The sequence below is a fragment of the Marinicauda sp. Alg238-R41 genome (assembly GCF_947331485.1).
GTDB classification, from domain to species: domain Bacteria; phylum Pseudomonadota; class Alphaproteobacteria; order Caulobacterales; family Maricaulaceae; genus Marinicauda; species Marinicauda pacifica.
Genome location: NZ_CAMZOJ010000004.1, coordinates 102,460 through 122,606 on the forward strand (window position 1 = coordinate 102,460; position 20,147 = coordinate 122,606).

A 20,147-nucleotide genomic window follows, 5' to 3' on the forward strand; every position below is an offset into this window, starting at 1 on the left:
AGGGCGCTGACCGGCCGGTCAATTCGGTACGAAGTATGCAGGAAGAGGGCTGAAGACTGCCTTAACCGGCGGGGATGTATCAGTTTGGCTCGAGACAAAAGAGCCGCTAAAGCAGGACGTTGGACCGATGCTCCAGGTGGAGAACAAGAAGGTTCAAGAGCTTGGACCTGAAGACCGGGCCGCGTGGCGCCGCTTGCGCGCGGCCGATCCGGGCCTTGCCAGTCCGTACTTCTCGCTCGGATTTGTTGAGGCGGTAAGCCGTGTGCGGAATGATGTCCGAGTTCTGGTCGCGCGTGAAAACAATGAAATCATTGCCTTCCTGCCGTTGCAGGTTGGAATTCTGGGTCACGCAAGGCCGGTCGGCGGGCCGTTTGGCGACCATCACGGGCTGATCGCGGCGCCGGGACAGGCCATCGACCTGAAGGCCCTTTTGAGTGCGGGGGGGATATCGGTTTTCGATTTCTTCGGGGTGCCGGGCCATCAGCGCGCCTTCCGGGCCGGCGCGCGCGGCGAGGACGGCTCCTGGGTGATCGATCTATCCGACGGATACGACGCGTTCGTGGAGACGCGCAGCGCCATCGAGCCGAAAGCGTTCCGCAATCTGCGCTCGCGCCAGAACAAGCTGGAAAAGGCCGATGGGGGCTATGTTTTCCGGCCGGACGACCGGCGCGAGGAGGTCTTCGAGACCGCGCTCGCCTGGAAGTCGGCGCAATATGTGCGAACCGGACATTTCGATGCGTTTTCAGTGGACTGGACGCGAAACCTCCTCAAAACGCTTGTCCACGACGAGGGGGAGGATTGCCACGGACTTGTCTCCAGCCTCGAGATCGGCGGCAGGCTGGCGGCGATCCATGTGGGAATGCGCTCCAGCTCGGTCCTGCACTACTGGTTTCCCGTGTATGACCCGGAGTTTTCCAGCTTCGGTCCGGGTCTCGCGTTGCTGATGAAGATTTGCGAGCACGTCAGCCAGGACGGCATCGCGCAAGTCCATCTCGGGCCGGGCGAGTATGCGTTCAAGTCGGACCTGGCATCATGGCAGATTCCGCTACTGTCCGGCTATGTCGCGACTACCTCCCTGCTCGGTGCGGCTAGAACGCTGGCAAACGGCATTGACGCTTCGGCGCGCGCCCTGCCGCTGGGTCCGGTCTCGACTCTGCCCGGCCGGGCAATGCGCCGGCTCGACCGGATGACCTCCTTCCGGCCGGCATGACCGGCCGCCGCGAGCTGCTCGCCGGGCTGGCCGCGGGGGGGATAAGTGCGCTGCTGGGGGCGGGGATAAGTCCCGCTTTGGCGCGCCCCGACGGATTGAGGCTGGAGCCGTCCGGAGAGCCAGCCTCAAGGCGCGCGCTCTGGTCGGTGGCCGATGGCCCTTCGCTTCGCGGCGCGGTTTTCGCCCAGCGCCGGGTCTACCCCGATCTCGACGGACGCGATTTCCTGGGCTCCGGCCCGGTCGGCGCTCCGATCACGGACGAGGCCCTGTCCGGGCTGCGCGAGGCCGGTGCCAATCTGGCCGTCTGGTCCGGGCCCGGCCCGTTCAGCGAAGAGGCTCCGTTCGCGCCCGACCCGGCCATCGTCGCCGAAATCGAGACCTGGCTGGCGCGGTGCGAGCGCCAGGGCCTCTACACCGTGCTCGGCTTTCGAACCGGTCCGGGCCGCAGCGCCTTTGCCTTTCATCCCGAAGACGTCTGGTATCCGCGCCATCTCTATGACGACAGCGTGTGGCGCGAGGCCCGCAAACAGGCCGCCTGGCTGGAGATGGTGGACTGGGCGGCGGAGCGCTTCGGCGATGCCCCGGCGCTCGCCGGAATTCTCGCCATGGTCGAACCCAATGATGACTGGCTGGACCTGCCCGGACGCTGGGACGCGATGGCCGAACGCCTCGCCGCGGACTGGCGCCATCCCGGCGTGCCGCTCCTGCTGAGCCCCGGCGGCTGGGCGGACATGGCGGGCGCCGACGCGCTGCGCCGGCGCGTGGGGCCGGACCCGGTGATCGTGGCTCACAGCTACACGCCGCGCGACTATACCCATCAAGGTCAGGGCGATGACCTGCGGTGGGAGGGGGCGGAGCTGGACTTGCCCCGGGCCGCCGGAGACTGGGCCTGTCTGGAATTTGGCGCCGTCAATGTGGCGCCCGGACAGGACGATTATCTGGCGAGCCGAATCGCACAGTTCGAAACGGCGGGCGCCAACTGGGCGGCGTTCGCGTGGGGCAATGGCTGGCCGGCCTACGAGGCGCGCGAGAACGCGATGGCGCTGCGCTTAAGCCCGCCCGCGCGCAGGGCGCTGGGTGAGGCCTTTGGCGCAAACCGGGTCCGGCCTTGAAAAACTCTGTCCCAAGACGTGGCATCCGGTCAGGCTTCGCGGTAGAACGCGGGCTGATCTGAACGCGGCCGGCCCGGGCCGCGCCGCCCCGTCACGAAGAGCGTTATCCGATGACCGCGCCCCAGCTTTCGATCGTCATCCCTGCCTTCAACGAAGCTGAAACGATCGAGACCGTGGTGCGCGAGGCGCTCGACGTGGTTGGGGAGCGTCTTGCGACGTTCGAGATCATCGTGGTCGACGATGGCAGCGCGGACGATACCGCCGGAGCCCTTGGCGCGCTCGCCGCCGCCGACAGCCGCGTGCGCGTCGTCCGTCACCCCAACAGGTCGGGCAAGAGCGCCGCGCTGCGCACCGGCATGCTGTGTGCGCGCGCGATGTGGTGCGCGACGATGGACGGGGACGGCCAGGACGATCCGCGCTCCATGCTCGACATGATCGACACCATCGACCTGACGGCGATCGGCACGGTCGGCGTCGTGGCGGCGAACCGGAAGAACCGGACCGATGGCGGCAGCCGCAAGACAGCTTCGCGTATCGCCAACGGCCTGCGCCGGTCTCTGCTGAATGACGATTGCCCGGACACGGCCTGCGGGCTGAAGCTCATCCCGCGCGATCTCTTCCTGGTGCTGCCGTTCTTCGACGCGCTGCACCGCTATCTGCCGGCGCTGAGCGGTCATCTGGGCTATGAGACGGTGAACGTGCCGGTTCGCAACAGGCCGCGTGCGGCGGGACAATCGAAATATACCAATTTCGGACGCGCCGTGGCCGGATTCTTCGATCTGATGGGCGTCATCTGGATCATGCGGCGCACTCATGTGCCCGCACCCGATTTCGTGCTGGGGGCCGGGACATCCCCGCCGCCGGGCACGCAGCGCGACGGACAGGGCGCGGCCTCCTGAGAGGCGCGTCCAGGGGAGGGAGAGGCGGCGTGAACGCTCCACTGGAAGATCCGGCATCGACCGGACACGATTCGACACTGTCACCGCGCGCTTGGCTCATCCTGATGCTGCTGGCGCTGGCCGCCTTCGTGCCGGGGCTGTTTTCCATCCCGGCCATGGACCGGGACGAGTCCCGCTATGCCCAGGCCAGCGTGCAGATGATGGAGACGGGCGACTTCATCGATATCCGCTTCCAGACCGAGCCGCGCTACAAGCAGCCGGTTGGCACGTACTGGCTGCAATCGATCGCCGCCGCGCCGTTCGGCGGCGAAGACGCGCCCATCGGCGCCCATCGCCTGCCCGGACTGGCCTTCTCCCTGCTGGCGGTGGCCCTGACGGCCTGGCTGGGCGCCCGGCTTTTCTCACCCACGATAGGCTTCAGTGCCGGACTGGTGCTGGCGATCAGCCTGATGCTGGCGCTGGAGGCGCGCACCGCGAAGACAGATGCCATCCTTCTGGGGCTGGGCATGGTCGCGCAGGTGGCGCTCGCCATGATCGTCCTGCGCGAGGAGTCCGCACGCCCGAAGTTTCTGGGCTGGCCCGCCTTGCTGTGGGCGGCCATCGGGGCGAGCCTGCTGGTCAAGGGACCGATCTTCTTCATGGTCACGGCGCTGACGCTGGGCGGCTATGCGCTCTGGAAACGCGATGCGTCGATCCTGCTGAAGGTCCGGCCGCTGCCGGGCATCGCGCTGGCGCTGGCGATCTTCCTGCCCTGGTTCCTGGCGATCAATGTGATGACCGACTGGGCGTTCGCGGCCAAGGCGGTCGGCTGGTCGCTGCTGGGCAAGGTGACCGAGGCGCACGAAGCCCATGGCGGGCCGCTAGGCTATCACCTGATGCTGTCCCCGGTCACGCTTTGGCCGGGCTCGGTCCTGCTGGTTCTCGGCGTGCTCGCGGCCTGGCGCTATCGCAGCGACGACCGGGTCAAGTTCCTGATCGCCTGGGCCTTGCCGACCTATATCGTCTTCGAACTGGTCGCGACCAAGCTGCCCCACTACACGCTGCCGGCCTTTCCCGCGATTGCGTTGCTAATCGCGATCGGGATGGAGCGCCGTGACGTGCTGCTGTCGCGGCGGGCCGCATCCATCGCGTTCTGGATCTTTGCCGGGCTGGCGATTGCCGCGGGCCTGGTGGTCGCCGCCGTGCCGCTGGCCGGGCGGATCTTCTTCGAGATGCAAGTGGGCGTTATCGCGCCGGTCACGCTGGCTCTGGGCGTGGTGGCTGCGGTGGCGGTGTTTGCGCTGGCGCGACGGCCGAGCGTCAATCGCCTCGTCGCCACCGGGGTGGCGGCGGCCGCGACCTATACCGCGGCCTTCGCCTTTGCCATTCCCGGCGTGACGCCGCTGTGGACCTCACGCGACATGGGTGTGCTGGCCCGCTCCATCGAGGCAGAGGGCTGCGAGTTCGTAGAGATCACGGTGGCCGGTTATCGCGAGCCGTCGCTCGCCTTCAATCTGGGGACCGGCACGCTGCTGGCCAATGACGGCGAGCAGGCGGCGGACTTCCTGCTGGTCCACCGCGAATGCGGGCTGGCCATCGTGGATGCGGCCGAAGAGCCGGTCTTTACCTCCACGGTCAATGCGGCGAACGGCACGCTGGTCGAGCTCGGCCGGCTGGAGGGCTATAATTACGTGAAGGGCGATCCGCTCTCGCTGACCTTCTACACGCTGGAAGGGTCCAATCTGAGCCTGCCGGACTGACCTGAAACCCCGGGTTTGCCCTGGGATCTGAGAGACGGCGAAACGTTCGCTTTCTTAACTGAAACCCCGGCCAAGCCGCAGGCGCCGAGCCGGGGCCTCGGGGCCACGTGATCAGTCAGGTCCCGGGTCCGCTGCGCGGCCCGGGATTTCAAGGGTGGGAGGAGACGGGAGAGGATCGGCCCCGCCCGGCAGCGCGAAGGGCGCCGCGCTATCCTAAGCCACCCCGCCTTCGTCATTCCCGGCTTGCCCTGGGATCTGAGAGACGGCGAAACGCTCGCTTTCTTACCTGAAACCCCGGCCAAGCCGCAGGCGCCGAGCCGGGGCCTCGGGGCCACGTGATCAGTCAGGTCCCGGGTCCGCTGCGCGGCCCGGGATTTCAAGGGTGGGAGGAGACGGGAGAGGATCGGCCCCGCCCGGCAGCGCGAAGGGCGCCGCGCTATCCTAAGCCACCCCGCCTTCGTCATTCCCGGCTTGCCCTGGGATCTGAGAGACGGCGAAACGCTCGCTTTCTTACCTGAAACCCCGGCCAAGCCGCAGGCGCCGAGCCGGGGCCTCGGGGCCACGTGATCAGTCAGGTCCCGGGTCCGCTGCGCGGCCCGGGATTTCACGGGTGGGAGGAGACCGGAGAGGATCGGCCCCGCCCGGCATCGCGAAGGGCGCTGCGCTATCCCAAGCCGCCCCGCCTTCGTCATCCCGGGCTCGCCCGGAATGACGAAGCAGTCAGGTGGCGCCGTGAACGGGGTTACGCCGCGCGGCTGGCTTTCTTGCGCTCGTGTTCGAGCAGGAGCTTCTTGCGGATGCGGATGGACTCCGGCGTGATCTCGACCAGTTCGTCATCGTTGATGAACTGAAGCGCGAACTCCAGCGTGACGCGGATCGGCGGCACGAGCACGACGGCTTCGTCAGTGCCCGAGGCGCGCATATTGGTCAGCTTCTTGCCCTTGAGCGGGTTGACCAGCATGTCGTCGTCGCGCGCATTGATGCCGATGACCATGCCTTCATAGACCTCGGTGCCGTGGCCGATGAAGAGCTTGCCGCGCTCCTGGATGTTCCAGAGGGCGAAGGCGAGCGCCTTGCCGCTGGCCATCGACACGATGGCGCCCTTCTGACGCTGGCCGACATCGCCTTCGCCGCGCGGGCCGTAATGGTCGAAGCCGTGGAACATCAGGCCGGAGCCCTGGGTCAGGGTCAGGAATTCGGAGCGGAAGCCGATCAGGCCGCGTGTCGGGATGATGTATTCCAGGCGCACGCGTCCCTTGCCGTCCGGCACCATGTTCTTCATCTCGGCGCGGCGCGAACCGATGCGCTCCATCACCGAGCCCTGGTGGTCTTCCTCGACATCGATGGTCAGCGTCTCGAAGGGCTCGTGAATCTTGCCGTCGATCTCCTTCAGGATGACCTCGGGGCGGCCGACGGCCAGCTCGAAGCCCTCGCGGCGCATTGTCTCGATCAGGATGGAGAGGTGGAGTTCGCCGCGGCCGGCGACGCGGAACTTGTCCGCATTGTCCAGCTGCTCGACGCGCAGGGCGACGTTGGAGATCAGCTCGCGGTCGAGACGCTCCTTGATCTGGCGCGAGGTGACGTACTTGCCTTCACGCCCGGCAAACGGAGAATCGTTGACCTGGAAGGTCATCGAGATGGTTGGCTCGTCCACGACCAGCGGCGGCAGACCTTCGAGATGGTCGGGATGGCAGACCGTGTCGGAGATGTTGAGCGGATCGACGCCGGTGAACATGACGATGTCGCCGGCGCTCGCCTTCTCGGTCTCCACGCGCTGCAGGCCGTGGAAGCCGAGCACCTGGAGCACCTTGCCCTTGCGGCTCTTGCCGTCGGCGCCGACGACGCCGACCAGCTGGTTCTTCGACAGGGTGCCGCGGCGGATGCGTCCGAGGCCGATCACGCCGGTATAGCTGGAATAATCAAGCGCGCTGACCTGAAGCTGGAGCGGAGCGTCCGGATCCACGTCGGGCGCGGAGACACGGTCGACGATGGTCTGGAAGAGCGGATCCATGCTCTCGGTCGGGGTTTCCGGGTCGAGCGTCGCCCAGCCTTGCAGGGCCGAGGCGAAGACGATCGGGAAATCCATCTGCTCGTCGGTCGCGCCGAGGCGGTCGAACAGGTCGAAAGTCTGGTCCACGACCCAGTCGGGACGCGCGCCGGGGCGGTCGATCTTGTTGATGACCACGATCGGCTTCAGACCGAGCGCGAGCGCTTTTTTCGTCACGAACGTGGTCTGGGGCATCGGCCCGTCGACCGCGTCGACCAGCAGCAGCACCGAATCGACCATGGACAGGACGCGCTCGACTTCGCCGCCAAAGTCGGCGTGGCCGGGCGTGTCGACGATGTTGATGCGGTAGTCCTGCCACTTCACGGCCGTGTTCTTGGCCAGGATGGTGATCCCGCGCTCGCGTTCCAAGTCATTGGAATCCATGACGCGTTCGACGTCTTCGCCGCGGTCTCCGAGCGTGCCGGACTGGCGCAGCAGCTTGTCGACGAGGGTGGTCTTGCCGTGGTCGACGTGCGCGACGATGGCGATATTACGCAGATTTTCGACCGGGCTGGTCATGGCGGGCTTTCCTTGACGGGGGAGTGTTTGCGCGCCCTCATACAGGCGGTCGGGCGCGATGGCTAGCACCGGTGATCACCGGGGCTGGACGCGGGGGGTGAGCGTTGTACCCTCCCGCCCAAAGAAATTGCGAAAAACGCGGGGAAATTCAATGAAACAACTGGTGCGTGCAGGTCTTGGACTTTGCCTGCTGGCGGGCGTAACGGCGCCGGCCAGCGCAGAACCCATCGGCTTCTTCCAGGTCGAGGGCGTCCGCTATGACAGCGCGATCCCGACGCCGGAAGAGGTGTTCGGCTTCGAGATCGGCGAGCGCCCCGTGCGCCACAGCCAGATGGTCGATTATCTGCGCCAGCTCGCCGAGCTGTCCGACCGGATCGATGTCGAGACGATCGGCTATTCTCACGAGCACCGGCCCATCCTGTTCTTCACCATCACCAGCCCGGACAACCACGCCAATCTGGACGAGATCCGCGAGACGCATCTGGAGCGCCGCCTGGGCGAAGCGGAGGCCGATGCCGCGCCGATGCCGATCTGGCTGAATTATGGTGTGCACGGGGCGGAAAGCGCCGGCATGGATGCCGCCATCCCGCTGCTGTATCACTATGCCGCCGCAGATGACGAGGCGGTGGCCGAGACGCTGGACGAGGCGGTCCTCCTGGTCACGGCGATCTTCAATCCGGACGGGCACACGCGCCGGATCGATCACGTCAACACGTTCTGGGGCTATACCAATGTCTCCGATCCCGATCATGCCCAGCACGATCTGTGGACCAAGGCGCGCACCAATCACTACTGGTTCGACCTGAACCGCCAGTGGCTGCTGCTGACCCAGCCCGAACCCCAGGCCTGGATCCGCAAATGGCATGAGTGGAAGCCGATGGTCTCGGCCGATTTCCACGAGATGGGGACCGACAGCCCGTTCTACTTCCACCCGGGCGAGCCGGCGCGCATGAACCCGCTCATCCCCGACACCGCACGCGAGCTGACGCTGGGCATCGCCCAGCACCATGTCGAGTGGCTGGACAGCGAGGCGCGGCTCTACACCTCCGAGCAGGGCTTCGACAATTTCTACATCGGCAAGGGCTCGACCTATCCCCAGGTCAACGGCTCGCTGGGCATCCTGTTCGAGATCGGCGCGGCAAGGGGCGGGGAGATCGAGTCCGAGCGCGGACTGGTGAGCCATGCCGACAACGTCCGGACCCATTTCCGCACCTCGCTGACCACCGTGCAGGGCTCGCTTGCCCAGCGCGAGGCGATCACCGACTTCCAGCGCGGCTTCTTCGAGGACGTGGCCCAGCTGGCCCGCCAGGACAGCGCGCGCGCCTATGTCTTCTCCGCGCCCGGCGATGCGAGCCGCGCCGCGCGCTTCATCGAGCTGCTGACCCAGCACGATATCGCGGTCAATACGCTGGCGCGCGATGTCGAGGTGGACGGGCGGACCTATGCTGCCGCGGACTCCTTCGTGGTCGACCTCAATCAGGCCCAGTACCGGATGATCCGGGGCCTGTTCGACCGCCTGACCGAGTTTGAGGAGAATATCTTCTACGACGTGTCCGGCTGGACGCTGCCGCTGGCCTACGACCTGGACTATGCCCCGCTGGGCGGCCAGTTCAGCGCCAACCTGGTCGGCGATGCCGCGACCGGGGCGATGGCTCCGGCGGTGCCGCCGCGCGCCAGCTATGGCTATGTCTTCTCCTGGACTGACAGCCTGGCCCCGCGCGCGCTCTATTCCGTGCTCGATGCCGGCCTGTTCGCGCGCGTCGCGACCGAGCCCTTCGAAGCGCAAACCACGGACGGGACGCTGGAGTTTGCACGCGGGTCGGTCTTCGTGCCGCTGGCGCGTCAGGACATGGGCGGTGCGGACATCCATGAGCTGGTGCGCTCGATCACCGACGATACCGGCATCCGCGTTCACGCTGTGACCTCGGGCTTCACCCCGACCTCGGGCGCCGATTTCGGCGCGGCGGACGTGTTCCGCACCGTCGAGCGGCCCGAAGTGCTCGTGCTCTTCGATGACGGTCTGGCCAGCTACGATGCCGGCGAGGTCTGGTGGACGCTCGATTACCGCATGCGCGTGCCGGTGACGCTGCGTCAGAAGGACGATCTGGGCGGGCTGGACTGGTCGCGTTACACCCACATGGTGCTGGTCGGCGGTAATGCGGCGCTGAGCGAAAGTGCCACCGGGCGGGTCAATCAGTGGATCACCGAACAGGGCGGCACGCTGATCGCGACGCGCCAGGGCGCGCTGTGGGCCCAGAGCGCCATTCTGGGGCTCGAGGCCGGCGAGGACGGCGACGCCGAGGCCGGCGAGAGCGGCGAGGCGGTGCCCGACGAGACGCGGCCCGAACGCCTCGACTTTGCCGATATGGGCGTGCGCGATGCCGAGCACATCATCGGCGGGGCGTTGTTCGAGACCGATATCGATATCACCAACCCGATCGGCTACGGCCTGTCGGACCGCCAGCTCGCGGTGAACCGCAACATGACCGCGACCCTCACGCGTCCGGAAGGCGATCCCTATGCGGTGGTCTCCGAGTACACCGACGCGCCGCTCCTGTCCGGCTATGCCTCCGACCGCCGGATCGGCGAAATCGCGGGCACGCCGGCCGTGGTCGCGCGCCGTCACGGGCAGGGCTCGGTTGTCCTGATCGCCGACAACCCGGTCTTCCGCGGCACGTATGCGGGCAGCGAGCGGGTTCTGACCAACGCGATCTTCCTGTCCGGCCTGCTCGACCGCCCGTTCGGCGATTACGAGGAGTAGGGGAGACTACTGCCTGGTCCCGGGCCGGTGCTCTGCGTCGCCCGGGATTTCAGGGGGCTGGCTGAAACTCTGACCGACCCGAGGGAGAACCGGGGGTGGTCTAACGCAAATCGCCGCAAGGTCCCGGGTCTGCGCTGCGCTCCGCCCGGGATTTCAGAGTGTATGATTGGCTGAAACCCCGGACGCCGCAGGCGATCCGGGGCCTCGGTCGAGAGGGACGCACCCGCCATCCGATGCTTCGAGGCTCGCCATGCTCGCACCTCAGCATGAGGGTGTGGGTGGGGTGAAGGGAGCCAGATATTCAAAACAATACAAATGCTCTTTCCCAGCGAAGGCTGGGATCCAGAGATCGTGGAATGCCGCCCTCCGATGACGGCAGTGCGGCCTCTCCTGGGTCCCAGCCTTCGCTGGGAAAGAGAGCTCATAATACCATCATCAGGCCCCGGCGCTTCGCTCGCCCGGGATTTCAGGGGTGATGGGCGCTAGAACTGGCCGCCGCGGCCTTCGCCGCCGGTGAAGCGCATTGCTCCTTCGAGGGTCTCTCCGCTGGCGAGCGTGTCGAGGCCGCGGCGGGTTTCGTTGACGAGTGCGCCGGCTTCGTCCAGCGGCCATTGTTCGAGCACGCTCATGCGGTCATTGCGCATGCAGCGAGCGGGAAAGCCGGCGATCCGGCCGGCGAGGTCGAGGGCGCAGCTCAGCGCCTCTCCGGTCTCGCACACCCGGTTGGCGAGGCCGATCTGAAGCGCTTCGTCGGCCTCGACGGCGCGGCCGGTCAGGATCATGTCCATGGCGCGCGACTGGCCGATCAGGCGGGGCAGGCGGATCGTGCCGCCATCGATGAGCGGAACGCCGAAGCGCCGGCAGAAGACGCCGAAGACGGCGGACTTTGCCGCGACGCGCAGGTCGCACCAGAGGGCGAGCTCCAGCCCGCCGGCGACGGCATGGCCCTCAATCGCGGCGATCACCGGCTTGGACAGGCGCATGCGGGTCGGGCCCATCGGGCCGTCGCCGGTCTCCTCGACCCGGTTCATGTTATCTGTGCCGATGGCTTTCAGGTCCGCGCCTGCGCAGAACGTGCCGCCGGCCCCGGTCAGGATGGCAATGTCCGCGCCGTCGTCGGACTCGAAGCGCTCGAAGGCGTCGACGAGGGCGCGGGCGGTCGGGCCGTCGACCGCATTGCGCGCCTCGGGCCGATCCAGCGTGATGACCGCCACGCGATCGCGGATTTCGTAATGGACGGTCATGATCGTCTCCCCGATTGAATGCCGGCACGGAGCGCGTGCCGTAAAAGCGCGGCAGGCGGCCTCACTCTTTTTCGACCAGGCGGTTGCGCAGCTCCCGAACCAGCTGATTCAACTCCATCAGGTCGCCCATCGGCAAGCGGGAGTTTGAAAGCAGGGCTGCCGGGATGCAGGTTGCCTTCTCCTTCAGCGCTGCGCCCGTTTCGGTCAGGCGCACCAGAACCTGGCGCTCGTCGCGCGGGTTGCGGTCCCGTGTCACCAGCCCGGCCGTTTCCAGCCGCTTGACCATCGGGGTAAGCGTGCTGGCTTCCAGGTCGAGACGATGGGCCAGCTCGCTGACGCTGCGCTCGTCGCGCTCCCAGAGCAGGCTGAGGGTCAGGTATTGCGGGTAGGTGATCCCCAGGCTGTCCAGCAGCGGCTTGTAGGTGCGCTGGATGGCCAGATTTGCCGCGTAGATCGCATAGCAAACGTGTTCTTCCAGAGCCAGCGGCCCGCCCAAACCTGCGTGCTTCTCCATGATCGGTGCCTTCCACATATATTATTTCAATGCGTTACAAGAAAAATACTACCGCGATAAAGATTGTCTTGACAAGAGATAACCGCACGGCGCAAAACAACATCGCGATAATGGTTATCGCAATAAACAAATGGAGAGATCGTGATGTTGAAAACCTTCCTGCCTGCCGCCGCGGCCAGCCTCTTGTCCGCCAGCGCCTTCGCCCAGCCGGTTCTCGAACCGCAAACGCAAGCCTTCGTCGATGCCGCCAGCGCGGGCACACCGATCCACACCCTGTCCTACGCGGACGCCCGCGCGGTCCTGGCTTCGGTCCAGTCGCCGGCCATCGCCAGCGCCCCGACGACGGTCGAAGACCTGACCTGGCCGGTGGGGCCGACCGGTGAGGTGCGCGTGCGCATCGTCCGGCCGGAAGGCGCCGAAGGCGTGCTTCCCGTCCTGATGTATTTCCACGGGGGCGGGTGGGTGATGGGCGACCGCAACACGCACGATCATCTGATCCGCGAGCTGTCCGCCCAGGCGAATGCGGCCGTCGTCTTCGTCGAGTACGACAACGCGCCCGAGCTGATCTATCCGGACAATAACGAGCAAGGCTATGCTGCGCTCGAATACGTCGCGGCTCATGGCGCGGCGCTCAATCTCGATGCCGGCCGGATTGCCGTTGCCGGTGACAGCGCCGGGGGCAACATGGCCGCAGCCATCACGATGATGAGCCAGGCGCGCGGCGGACCCGAAATCATTCACCAGGTGCTGTTCTATCCCGTGACCGACGATATCTCGGCCAACGGGTCCTACACGCTCTTTGGTGACGGTCCCTTCCTGACCGAGGCGGCGATGCATTATTTTCTCGACGCCAACTACCCGGCTGACCGCCGCGGCGAGGTTCTGGCCTTCCCGTTGAAAGCCCCGGTCGAGGATCTGGCCGGCCTGCCGTCCGCAACGGTCATCGTGGCCGAGAACGATCTGCTGCGTGACGAGGGTGAGGCCTATGCCCGCAAGCTCATCCAGGCCGGCGTCGCTGTCACTTCGACGCGCTATATCGGCACGATCCACGACTTCGTGATGCTGAACGCCCTGGCCGGAACGCCGGCGGCGCAGGCCGCGATCACCCAGGCCAGCGCGGAACTGCGCGACGCGTTCGACCGTCAGGACTGAGTGCGCCTGCGATATCCGGGCGGAGCGGCGGCGGGGTGCAAACTCCGCCGCCGCTTTTCCTGTCTGCCGCCGCTTTTCCTGTCTGAAGGTGAATTCTCAGTGCGGGGAGGGGCGCTTCTGCCTTCGAGAGCAAGCGGTCACCCGGCCAGCCCGTCATCGGTTTCAGCCATGAGCCGGGTCAAGGTGCGCGAGAGCCAGCGCCGTGTCTCGTCCGGGGATTCCATGGCCAGCAAGTGTCCGTCGTCTTCTGCGCATTCGATCTGCGCGCCGGCGCCGAGCAACGCCTTGGGATCGCGCAGGGTGGAGCCGTGTCCGGCCTGAAGCACGTGGATGGGCGAGGCCAGCTGGCGGGCCGCCTTGATCGGCGCATGGCGCTGGGCGGCGAAATTGGCCGCCTCCCACGCGGGCGGGCAGGCGAGGTGCCATTCGCCGTCCTGTTCAACCAGCCCGTCTTCGAGATAGTCATCCAGCATGCCGTCGGCCCAGCGCGAGAAGGTCGATTTCGAGCTGTAACGCGCCTTGACCGCTTCGATATCGGCCCAGCCGTCCTTGCGCGCCTTGGCATTGGTCACGAGCGGGAAGCGGTTCATGAAGGCCGGTCCTGCCGGTGTGTGCATCAGGACGCGCAAAGTGACGGGCATGATGACCGGTTCGATCAGGGCAAGCCCCAGCGGGGCCGGGTCAAGCCGCGCGGCCGCCAGAATCTGCGAGGTCGCGCCCATCGAATGCCCGGCCAGGATGAGCGGGCGCGGCATGAGGCTGCGTGCCACTTCGGCGAGGTCCTCGCCATGGATCTGCCAGCCATCCAGCGCGTCCGGGTCCCACGGCGCGGTCGAGCGGCCATGGCCGCGCAGATCGACCGCGACGATCTCTACCTGGCCGCTGAGCGGCGCCAGCAGGTGGCGATAGGTCGAGGCATTAAATCCGTTGGCGTGCGCGAAGATCAGGACCGGCGCGCCCTCGCATGCCCAGCGGTAACCTGTCAGAGCGCCCCCGCGGACCGGAAAGGTGATGCGGGAGGGCTGTGCGGCACTGGGGTCGGGCATGGGCGTCTTGCATCCTCGATTTGGGCCGGTCCGGACCTAGATGTCGAGAGAGTTGCGGCAAGGAATCGCCGCGGCGGTCCGGACAGGACGCTCAAGTATCTCAGGGAGACACAGCGGATGCGACTCTTGATTGCCGTGCTTGGCCTGGCCTGTCTGACCGCGCCATTGTCCGCGCAAACCCAGCCCGGGCCACCGCCGGACCGTGCCAGCGATCGCGCAGACCTTCACGCCGGATGGGCGCGGCTTCTCTCGCTCTACCTTCGCGAGGACGCACAGGGCGCGAACCGCTTCGACTATCAGGCGCTGAGAGAGACACAAGCCGACCGTGAGGCTCTGGACGCCTATATTGCCGGGCTGGAGGCCATCGATCCGGACACGCTTTCGCGCGACGAGGCCTTCGCCTTCTGGGCCAATCTCTACAATGCGGTCACGGTGCGCCTGATCGTGGAGGAAAATCCGCAGGACTCGATCCGCGAGATCAGGCCGCACCTGTTTGCCGCCGGGCCCTGGGGCATGGAGCTGGTGACCGTGGCAGGGCGGGCGCTGAGCCTGGACGCGATCGAGCATGACATAATGCGCGAGCGATACGAGGCCGCCCTGGTGCACTATGCGGTCAATTGCGCGTCCATCTCCTGTCCCGACCTGCAACCGGAGCCGTGGCGCGGCGAGACGCTGGACGCCGACCTGGACGAGGCCGCACGCGGCTATATCAACGATCCGCGCGGTGTGACCGTGACCGGGCAGGGCCTGCGCGTTTCGCGCATCTATCGCTGGTATCGCGAGGACTTTGGCGGGGACGAAGCGGGCGTCATCGACCATCTGCTGGACTACGCGCGCCCGGAGCTGGCGGCCCGCATCCGGTCCAACCCGCAGATTTCAGGTCATGCCTATGACTGGTCGCTGAACCGGCCCGAAGACCAGGCGGGTTGAACGAGTCGCGCTGCGGGGGACGCGCCTTGGCAGCGCGCTTCAACAGTTTGGAGCGCGGCGGCAGTGAATATAATATTCATTATATTTCAGGAAGTAATCGGGAAAATCGAATCGTTTCCGTTTTGTAATGAACTAGGTGCCCGAAAAGACACCGGAAACGAACACAAAAACGCCCCGATTTGAAATTTTACGTCCCACTCATTAGGTTAGAGGGATGACCTTATCTATGCGGCGCAAGTTCATCATCGCGGCCGGAGTGTCGGCGGCTTGTCTTCTCAGCGCGTGTGGCGGGAACGGGGCCGGGCTCGGCTCGTCCAGCTTCACCGTCGGCGAGACCTTCCCGGAAGCGGGCGGGGAGCTTGTGGTTGCCACGCTTCAAGGCCCCACCAGCTACATGGAGGACGAGCAGGGCGAGACCGGCTACGAGGTCGAACTCGTCCAGGCCTTCGCCGCGGCCAACGATCTGACCGTGCGCTTCGTGGTGAAGCGCGATATCGAGGCCCTGCTCGACGCGGTGGCGAACGGAGAGGTTCACCTGGCCGCCGCCGGGCTGACCAATACCGAGGCCCGCCGCGCGGCGCAGACCCAGTTCGGGCCGGCCTACAAGAATGTGCGCCAGCAACTGGTCTGCCGGGGCGGCGCCGTGCGCCCGTCCGATATCGACGAGCTGGACGAGGCCCGGATTTCTGTCGTGGCCGGATCCAGCTATGTCGAAACGCTTGAGGGCCTGAAGGAAGACAATCCCGATATTGGCTGGACGACGCGCCAGGCCGGGTCGGCCATGCCGCTGCTCGCCGCGGTCGAGCGCGGACAGATCGACTGCACCGTGGCGGATTCCAACCTCGTCGCCTATGCCCGCCGGCGCCACCCCGATCTGGTCGTCCCGATGGAGTTGAGCGGGGACCAGCCGCTGGCCTGGGTGCGCAGCACGCAGGTCGAGGGCCTGGAGCCGCGCCTGGAAGCCTGGTTCGCGCAGGCTCACCAGAACGATTATCTGCAGGCGCTCGACGAGCGCTGGTACGGCCATTTCGACGAATTCGACTATGTTGACGTGGTGCGCTTCATCGAGCGGCTGGACGAGCGCCTGCCGCGCTATCGCACCTTCTTCGAGATGGCGGCGCAGGACACACCGTTCGACTGGCCGCTTCTGGCCGCCCAAGCCTATCAGGAATCGCACTGGGATCCCGACGCGGTGAGCGCGACGGGCGTGCGCGGCCTCATGATGCTCACCCTGGCTACGGCGTCGGAGGTCGGCATCGAGAACCGTCTCGATCCGCGCCAGAGCGTGCAGGGCGGGGCGGAGTATCTGGCCAATCTCTATGACCGCATTCCCGACGGGGTAGAGGGCGAAGACCGGCTCTGGTTCGCGCTGGCCGCCTACAATGTCGGCATGGGTCACATCTACGATGCGCGCCGCCTGGCCGAGCGCCGCGGCCTCGACAAGAATAGCTGGGAGGCCATGGAAGAGGTGCTGCCGCTGCTCAGCCAGCGCGAGTATTACACCACGGTGCGCCACGGCTATGCGCGCGGCCACGAGCCGGTTCAGTATGTCCGCAAGATCCGCGAATATTACGCCATGCTGCACGCCAATCTGCAGATCTAGGCGTGCGGTTTCACGTCTGACGATAAAAGCCCGCGCCGGCCTGGCGCGGGCTTTTTCGTGGCCGGCATGGCCCGGTCTCGCCAACAGCGTGAAACCTTCTTACGCCCGGGCCGGTTAGTCCTGTCATCGACCGGACAGGGAGGGGCGTTTGCGCCAGGAAGAGGCTCAGGAGGCGGCCGAGGCCGCCCGGACCGCGATCTCATTCTTCGAGCCTCTGCTCGAGGAGCTGAACTCGATCTGGATCGGCTTCGTCCAGTCCATCCCGCAAATCGTCCTCTCGATCCTTCTCGTCCTGGTGACCTGGCTCGTGGCTGCGCTCGTCAGCCGGGGCGTGCACAAGGCGGCCCTGCGAGCCCACGCGCGGCGCGCGCTCGCCGACCTGTTCCAGACCCTGTCCAGCATCGCGATCTGGATTGTCGGCCTGCTGATCGCGGCGATGGTGCTGTTTCCCTCCGTCACGCCGGCTCAGGCGATCAGTGCGCTCGGGATTGGTGGCATCGCGGTCGGGCTCGCCTTTCGCGACACGTTCGAGAATTTTCTCGCCGGTATCTTCATCCTGGCGCGCCAACCCATGCGCAAGGGCGACCATATCGAGGTCAACGATGTCAGCGGGGATATCGAGGAAGTCACGATCCGCGACACGTATATCCGCCAGAAGAGCAACGAGCTGGTCATCGTGCCCAACTCGATCCTGTTCAAGAATCCGGTCGAGGTCGAAACCGACCGGCCGCAGCGCCGCTACGATATCGTGGTCGGCGTGGCCTATGGCGAGGATGCGCGTGCGGCGCTGGACGTGATCAAGCAGGCCGCCGAGGGGGCGGACGAGATCGACAAGGACAAGGGCGTGGAGGTGTATGCGCGCGAGTTCAACTCCTCCTCGCTGGATTTCACCGTGCGCTGGTGGGCCGGCTCGGCGCCGGTGGACAAGCACAAGTCGCGCTCCGCCGTGGTGCTGGCGATCAAGGACGGGCTGGACTCCGCGGGCATCGAAATTCCCTTCCCCTACCGCACGCTCACCTTCAAGGAGGGATTGTCCATCGAGTCCCGGACCGGCGAGGGGGACGAGGAGGGCGGCGAGGGCTAGAGCCCGTCGCTTGCCGTCAAGGCCAAGAAAAACGCCCGCCCGGATGGTCCGGGCGGGCGTTCTTTTCAGGGGGGCTTAGCGTTGCCCCGCTCAGGCGATGTAGAGCGACTTGGCGTTGACGAATTCCTTCATCCCGAAGCCGCCATGCTCGCGGCCATACCCGGAATCCTTCACGCCGCCGAAGGGCATGTTGGGAATGGCCAAGTTATAGCCGTTGATGCAGACCATGCCGGTATCGAAATGGCGGCTGGCGAGCTCTCGCGCGCGGTCCTCGTCTTGCGAGAAGATGCCGCCGCCCAGGCCATAGCGGCTGTCATTGGCGATGCGCATCGCGTCCTCGTCGTCCTTCGCCTTGATGATCGAGGCGACGGGACCGAACAGCTCGTCGTCATGGGCGGGCTGGCCGGGCGCGACATCCACCAGCACGGTGGCTGGGTAGTAGGCGCCGGTCCGGTCCGGGATCTCGCCGCCGCAAAGGATTTTCGCGCCCTTCTTCACGCTGTCTGTGACCTGCTCGTGCAGCGTGTCGCGCAGATCGCCGCGTGCCATGGGGCCGAGATCGGAGTCCTCGTCGAACGGGTCGCCCATCTTCATCGCGCGCATCTTCTGCGTGAACCGGTCGACGAACTCGTCATAGTGACGGGCCGTGACGACGAAGCGCTTGGCCGCGACGCAGGTCTCGCCATTGTTGTAGATGCGCCCGGTGACGCAGGCATCGACGGCGACGTCGAGGTCGGCGTCCTGCAGGATCAGGTAGGCGTCGTTGGAGCCGAGCTCCAGCACGGTCTTCTTTAGGTTTTCCGCCGCTTTTTTCGCTACGACCTTGCCGGCCCCGTCACTGCCGGTGAGCGTGACGCCGCGCACGCGCTCATGTTCGATCACCGTGTCGGACTGGTCGTGATCGATGATGAGCACGGTGAAGAGGTTTTCAGGCAGGCCGGCGCGCTCGAACACGTCGCGCAGGAAGAGCCCGCTGCCGGTGCAGTTGGCGGCGTGCTTGAGCAGGACCCCATTGCCGGCCATGAGATTGGCGATGGCGTAGCGGACCGCCTGATAGCAGGGGAAATTCCAGGGCTGGATGCCGTAGATGACGCCGAGGGGCGAATAGGTGACGACGCCGGTGCCGCCGGGAATCTCGCGCTCCTCGTCGGCCAGCTCGCTTGGGCCATTATCGGCGGTAAAGTCGCAAATGGCCGCGCACAGCTCGATCTCGTCATGGCTGGCGCTTATCAGCTTGCCGACCTCCTGGCTCATCAGCTTTGCAAACGCGTCCTTGCTGTCGCGCAGTTCTTTCCCGATGGCGCGGATGACCGCGGCGCGGTCGTCCAGCGATTTCAGGCGCCAGTCGAGAAAAGCCTGGTGGCAGGCCTCCACGGCGGCATCGACCTGATCGTCGCTCATCAGCGCGTATTCGGCGAGGGTCTCGTCTGTGGCGGGGTTGATTGTCTTGATCGGGCCGGACATGGGGGCTCCTGTGGCTTGGGGGGTCCACACAGAACCGGGCGGCGAGGCGGCCCGTTCCGCCCGCGCGCGCTGAGATTGCATCTGCGGCAAGGCTTGAAACGGGTGCGGAGAGCGCTAGCGGCGCGGGGGCTTTTCTGGCCGGAACCTAGACAAGCGGCGCAAGTTCACACGGGATATGGCTCACCCCCGGCAGGGAGGAGACAATGCTCTCGCTTTTCATCGGTTTCGCGCTCGTGGCGGCCCTGGGCCTGGGCCACCATTACGGGCTTCTGGTGGTCCGCGAGACGACCAAGGGGTCGGATAACCATCCCCGCCGCGTCGTGGTGCTGACCTTTCTCGGCCTGCTCGCGATCCACACCGTGGAAATCCTTGCGTTTGCCGGGGCTTACAAGGCGCTGCTCGCCTGGGGCGGACTGGGAAGCTTCGGCGGCGGTTTCGACGAAAGCTGGAGCGGGCTGGTCTATTTCTCCGGAATCAACTTTGCCACGCTGGGCTATACCCAGATCGAGACCAGCGGCCCGATCCGCATGATCAACATGATGCAGTCGCTGGGCGGCTTCATGGTGCTGACCTGGTCGGCGACCTTCCTCTATTCGGTCAGCGCGCGCGCCTGGCAGAAATAGGCCGGGAGACGCCGCATTTTTCAGCAATCCAGTGCGCGCATAGTCGCGCGCTGCCGCGCCGCGGCTACGATCAGCAATTGAAAAGAGGATGGCGGAGAGGATGGGATTCGAACCCACGATACCCTTTTGAGGTATACTCCCTTAGCAGGGGAGCGCCTTCGACCACTCGGCCACCTCTCCATCGCCGGGTTTAGCCGCCT

Annotated in this window: 15 protein-coding genes and 1 tRNA gene; 10 read left to right on the forward strand and 6 right to left on the reverse strand. The window is 66.1% G+C overall.

All coding sequences use genetic code 11. From position 1 onward, the window contains the following. Positions 1-127: 127 nt before the first annotated feature. The 4 genes from PGP17_RS14685 (at position 128) to PGP17_RS14700 (ending at position 4,960) form a co-directional block, all read left to right on the forward strand. Positions 128-1,210, forward strand: a complete 1,083-nt coding sequence (locus PGP17_RS14685; RefSeq protein WP_270376142.1) for a GNAT family N-acetyltransferase — start codon at positions 128-130, stop codon at positions 1,208-1,210. Next, the gene (locus tag PGP17_RS14690) at positions 1,207-2,322 is read left to right on the forward strand and encodes a hypothetical protein (RefSeq protein WP_270376143.1); all 1,116 of its coding nucleotides are present in this window, start codon (positions 1,207-1,209) and stop codon (positions 2,320-2,322) included. Before PGP17_RS14685 ends, PGP17_RS14690 begins: the two co-directional genes overlap by 4 nt. Positions 2,323-2,432: 110 nt before the next feature. Continuing rightward, a complete protein-coding gene (locus tag PGP17_RS14695) occupies positions 2,433-3,221 on the forward strand; it encodes a glycosyltransferase family 2 protein (protein ID WP_135943874.1) in 789 nt (262 codons plus the stop codon). A gap of 29 nt (positions 3,222-3,250) precedes the next feature. Beyond that, complete coding sequence (locus PGP17_RS14700; protein WP_270376145.1) at positions 3,251-4,960, forward strand: ArnT family glycosyltransferase; 1,710 nt, start codon at positions 3,251-3,253, stop codon at positions 4,958-4,960. A gap of 742 nt (positions 4,961-5,702) precedes the next feature. On the opposite strand, the gene typA is transcribed toward PGP17_RS14700, so the two are convergent. After that, a complete protein-coding gene (gene typA / locus PGP17_RS14705) occupies positions 5,703-7,526 on the reverse strand; it encodes a translational GTPase TypA (protein WP_270376147.1) in 1,824 nt (607 codons plus the stop codon). 151 nt (positions 7,527-7,677) lie between these two features. Between typA and PGP17_RS14710 the strand changes: the two genes are divergently transcribed. Beyond that, positions 7,678-10,287 carry a M14 family zinc carboxypeptidase gene (locus tag PGP17_RS14710; RefSeq protein WP_270376149.1) on the forward strand — a complete coding sequence of 870 codons (2,610 nt, stop codon included), beginning with the start codon at positions 7,678-7,680 and terminating at the stop codon, positions 10,285-10,287. A gap of 482 nt (positions 10,288-10,769) precedes the next feature. On the opposite strand, the gene PGP17_RS14715 is transcribed toward PGP17_RS14710, so the two are convergent. Continuing rightward, positions 10,770-11,531 carry a crotonase/enoyl-CoA hydratase family protein gene (locus PGP17_RS14715; protein ID WP_270376151.1) on the reverse strand — a complete coding sequence of 254 codons (762 nt, stop codon included), beginning with the start codon at positions 11,529-11,531 and terminating at the stop codon, positions 10,770-10,772. Between the two features lie 61 nt (positions 11,532-11,592). Continuing rightward, a complete protein-coding gene (locus PGP17_RS14720; protein WP_270376153.1) occupies positions 11,593-12,045 on the reverse strand; it encodes a MarR family winged helix-turn-helix transcriptional regulator in 453 nt (150 codons plus the stop codon). Between the two features lie 138 nt (positions 12,046-12,183). On the opposite strand from PGP17_RS14720, the gene PGP17_RS14725 reads away from it, so the two are divergent. Next, the gene (locus PGP17_RS14725) at positions 12,184-13,197 is read left to right on the forward strand and encodes an alpha/beta hydrolase (protein WP_442915172.1); all 1,014 of its coding nucleotides are present in this window, start codon (positions 12,184-12,186) and stop codon (positions 13,195-13,197) included. A gap of 137 nt (positions 13,198-13,334) precedes the next feature. On the opposite strand, the gene PGP17_RS14730 is transcribed toward PGP17_RS14725, so the two are convergent. Further along, positions 13,335-14,243: an alpha/beta fold hydrolase gene (locus PGP17_RS14730; RefSeq protein WP_270376157.1), complete on the reverse strand. Its 909-nt coding sequence runs from the start codon at positions 14,241-14,243 to the stop codon at positions 13,335-13,337. Positions 14,244-14,360: 117 nt separating this feature from the next. Here PGP17_RS14730 and PGP17_RS14735 point away from each other — a divergent pair, with 117 nt between their 5' ends. The 3 genes from PGP17_RS14735 to PGP17_RS14745 all read left to right on the forward strand — a co-directional run bounded on the left by PGP17_RS14735 (position 14,361) and on the right by PGP17_RS14745 (position 17,860). After that, positions 14,361-15,173, forward strand: a complete 813-nt coding sequence (locus PGP17_RS14735; RefSeq protein ID WP_270376159.1) for a DUF547 domain-containing protein — start codon at positions 14,361-14,363, stop codon at positions 15,171-15,173. Positions 15,174-15,387: 214 nt separating this feature from the next. Further along, the gene (gene mltF, locus PGP17_RS14740; RefSeq protein ID WP_270376161.1) at positions 15,388-16,776 is read left to right on the forward strand and encodes a membrane-bound lytic murein transglycosylase MltF; all 1,389 of its coding nucleotides are present in this window, start codon (positions 15,388-15,390) and stop codon (positions 16,774-16,776) included. Between the two features lie 148 nt (positions 16,777-16,924). Then, positions 16,925-17,860 (forward strand): mechanosensitive ion channel family protein, encoded by a 936-nt coding sequence (locus PGP17_RS14745; RefSeq protein ID WP_270376163.1) that lies wholly within the window; start codon positions 16,925-16,927, stop codon positions 17,858-17,860. 90 nt (positions 17,861-17,950) lie between these two features. Here the strand turns inward: PGP17_RS14745 and PGP17_RS14750 are convergent, their stop codons facing one another. Beyond that, complete coding sequence (locus PGP17_RS14750) at positions 17,951-19,324, reverse strand: NAD-dependent succinate-semialdehyde dehydrogenase (protein WP_270376165.1); 1,374 nt, start codon at positions 19,322-19,324, stop codon at positions 17,951-17,953. A 203-nt stretch (positions 19,325-19,527) separates the two neighbouring features. Between PGP17_RS14750 and PGP17_RS14755 the strand changes: the two genes are divergently transcribed. Next, positions 19,528-19,947 (forward strand): ion channel, encoded by a 420-nt coding sequence (locus PGP17_RS14755; protein ID WP_270376167.1) that lies wholly within the window; start codon positions 19,528-19,530, stop codon positions 19,945-19,947. 89 nt (positions 19,948-20,036) lie between these two features. Here PGP17_RS14755 and PGP17_RS14760 read toward each other — a convergent pair. After that, positions 20,037-20,127, reverse strand: a tRNA-Ser gene (locus tag PGP17_RS14760). Positions 20,128-20,147: the final 20 nt, after the last annotated feature.

Coding starts and splice junctions, on each gene's coding strand:
- PGP17_RS14685 (WP_270376142.1), top strand. CDS start 128: ATGCTCCAGGTGGAGAACAAGAAGGTTCAAGAGCTTGGACCTGAAGAC.
- PGP17_RS14690 (WP_270376143.1), top strand. CDS start 1,207: ATGACCGGCCGCCGCGAGCTGCTCGCCGGGCTGGCCGCGGGGGGGATA.
- PGP17_RS14695 (WP_135943874.1), top strand. CDS start 2,433: ATGACCGCGCCCCAGCTTTCGATCGTCATCCCTGCCTTCAACGAAGCT.
- typA (WP_270376147.1), bottom strand. CDS start 7,526: ATGACCAGCCCGGTCGAAAATCTGCGTAATATCGCCATCGTCGCGCAC.
- PGP17_RS14710 (WP_270376149.1), top strand. CDS start 7,678: ATGAAACAACTGGTGCGTGCAGGTCTTGGACTTTGCCTGCTGGCGGGC.
- PGP17_RS14715 (WP_270376151.1), bottom strand. CDS start 11,531: ATGACCGTCCATTACGAAATCCGCGATCGCGTGGCGGTCATCACGCTG.
- PGP17_RS14720 (WP_270376153.1), bottom strand. CDS start 12,045: ATGGAGAAGCACGCAGGTTTGGGCGGGCCGCTGGCTCTGGAAGAACAC.
- PGP17_RS14730 (WP_270376157.1), bottom strand. CDS start 14,243: ATGCCCGACCCCAGTGCCGCACAGCCCTCCCGCATCACCTTTCCGGTC.
- PGP17_RS14735 (WP_270376159.1), top strand. CDS start 14,361: ATGCGACTCTTGATTGCCGTGCTTGGCCTGGCCTGTCTGACCGCGCCA.
- mltF (WP_270376161.1), top strand. CDS start 15,388: ATGACCTTATCTATGCGGCGCAAGTTCATCATCGCGGCCGGAGTGTCG.
- PGP17_RS14750 (WP_270376165.1), bottom strand. CDS start 19,324: ATGTCCGGCCCGATCAAGACAATCAACCCCGCCACAGACGAGACCCTC.
- PGP17_RS14755 (WP_270376167.1), top strand. CDS start 19,528: ATGCTCTCGCTTTTCATCGGTTTCGCGCTCGTGGCGGCCCTGGGCCTG.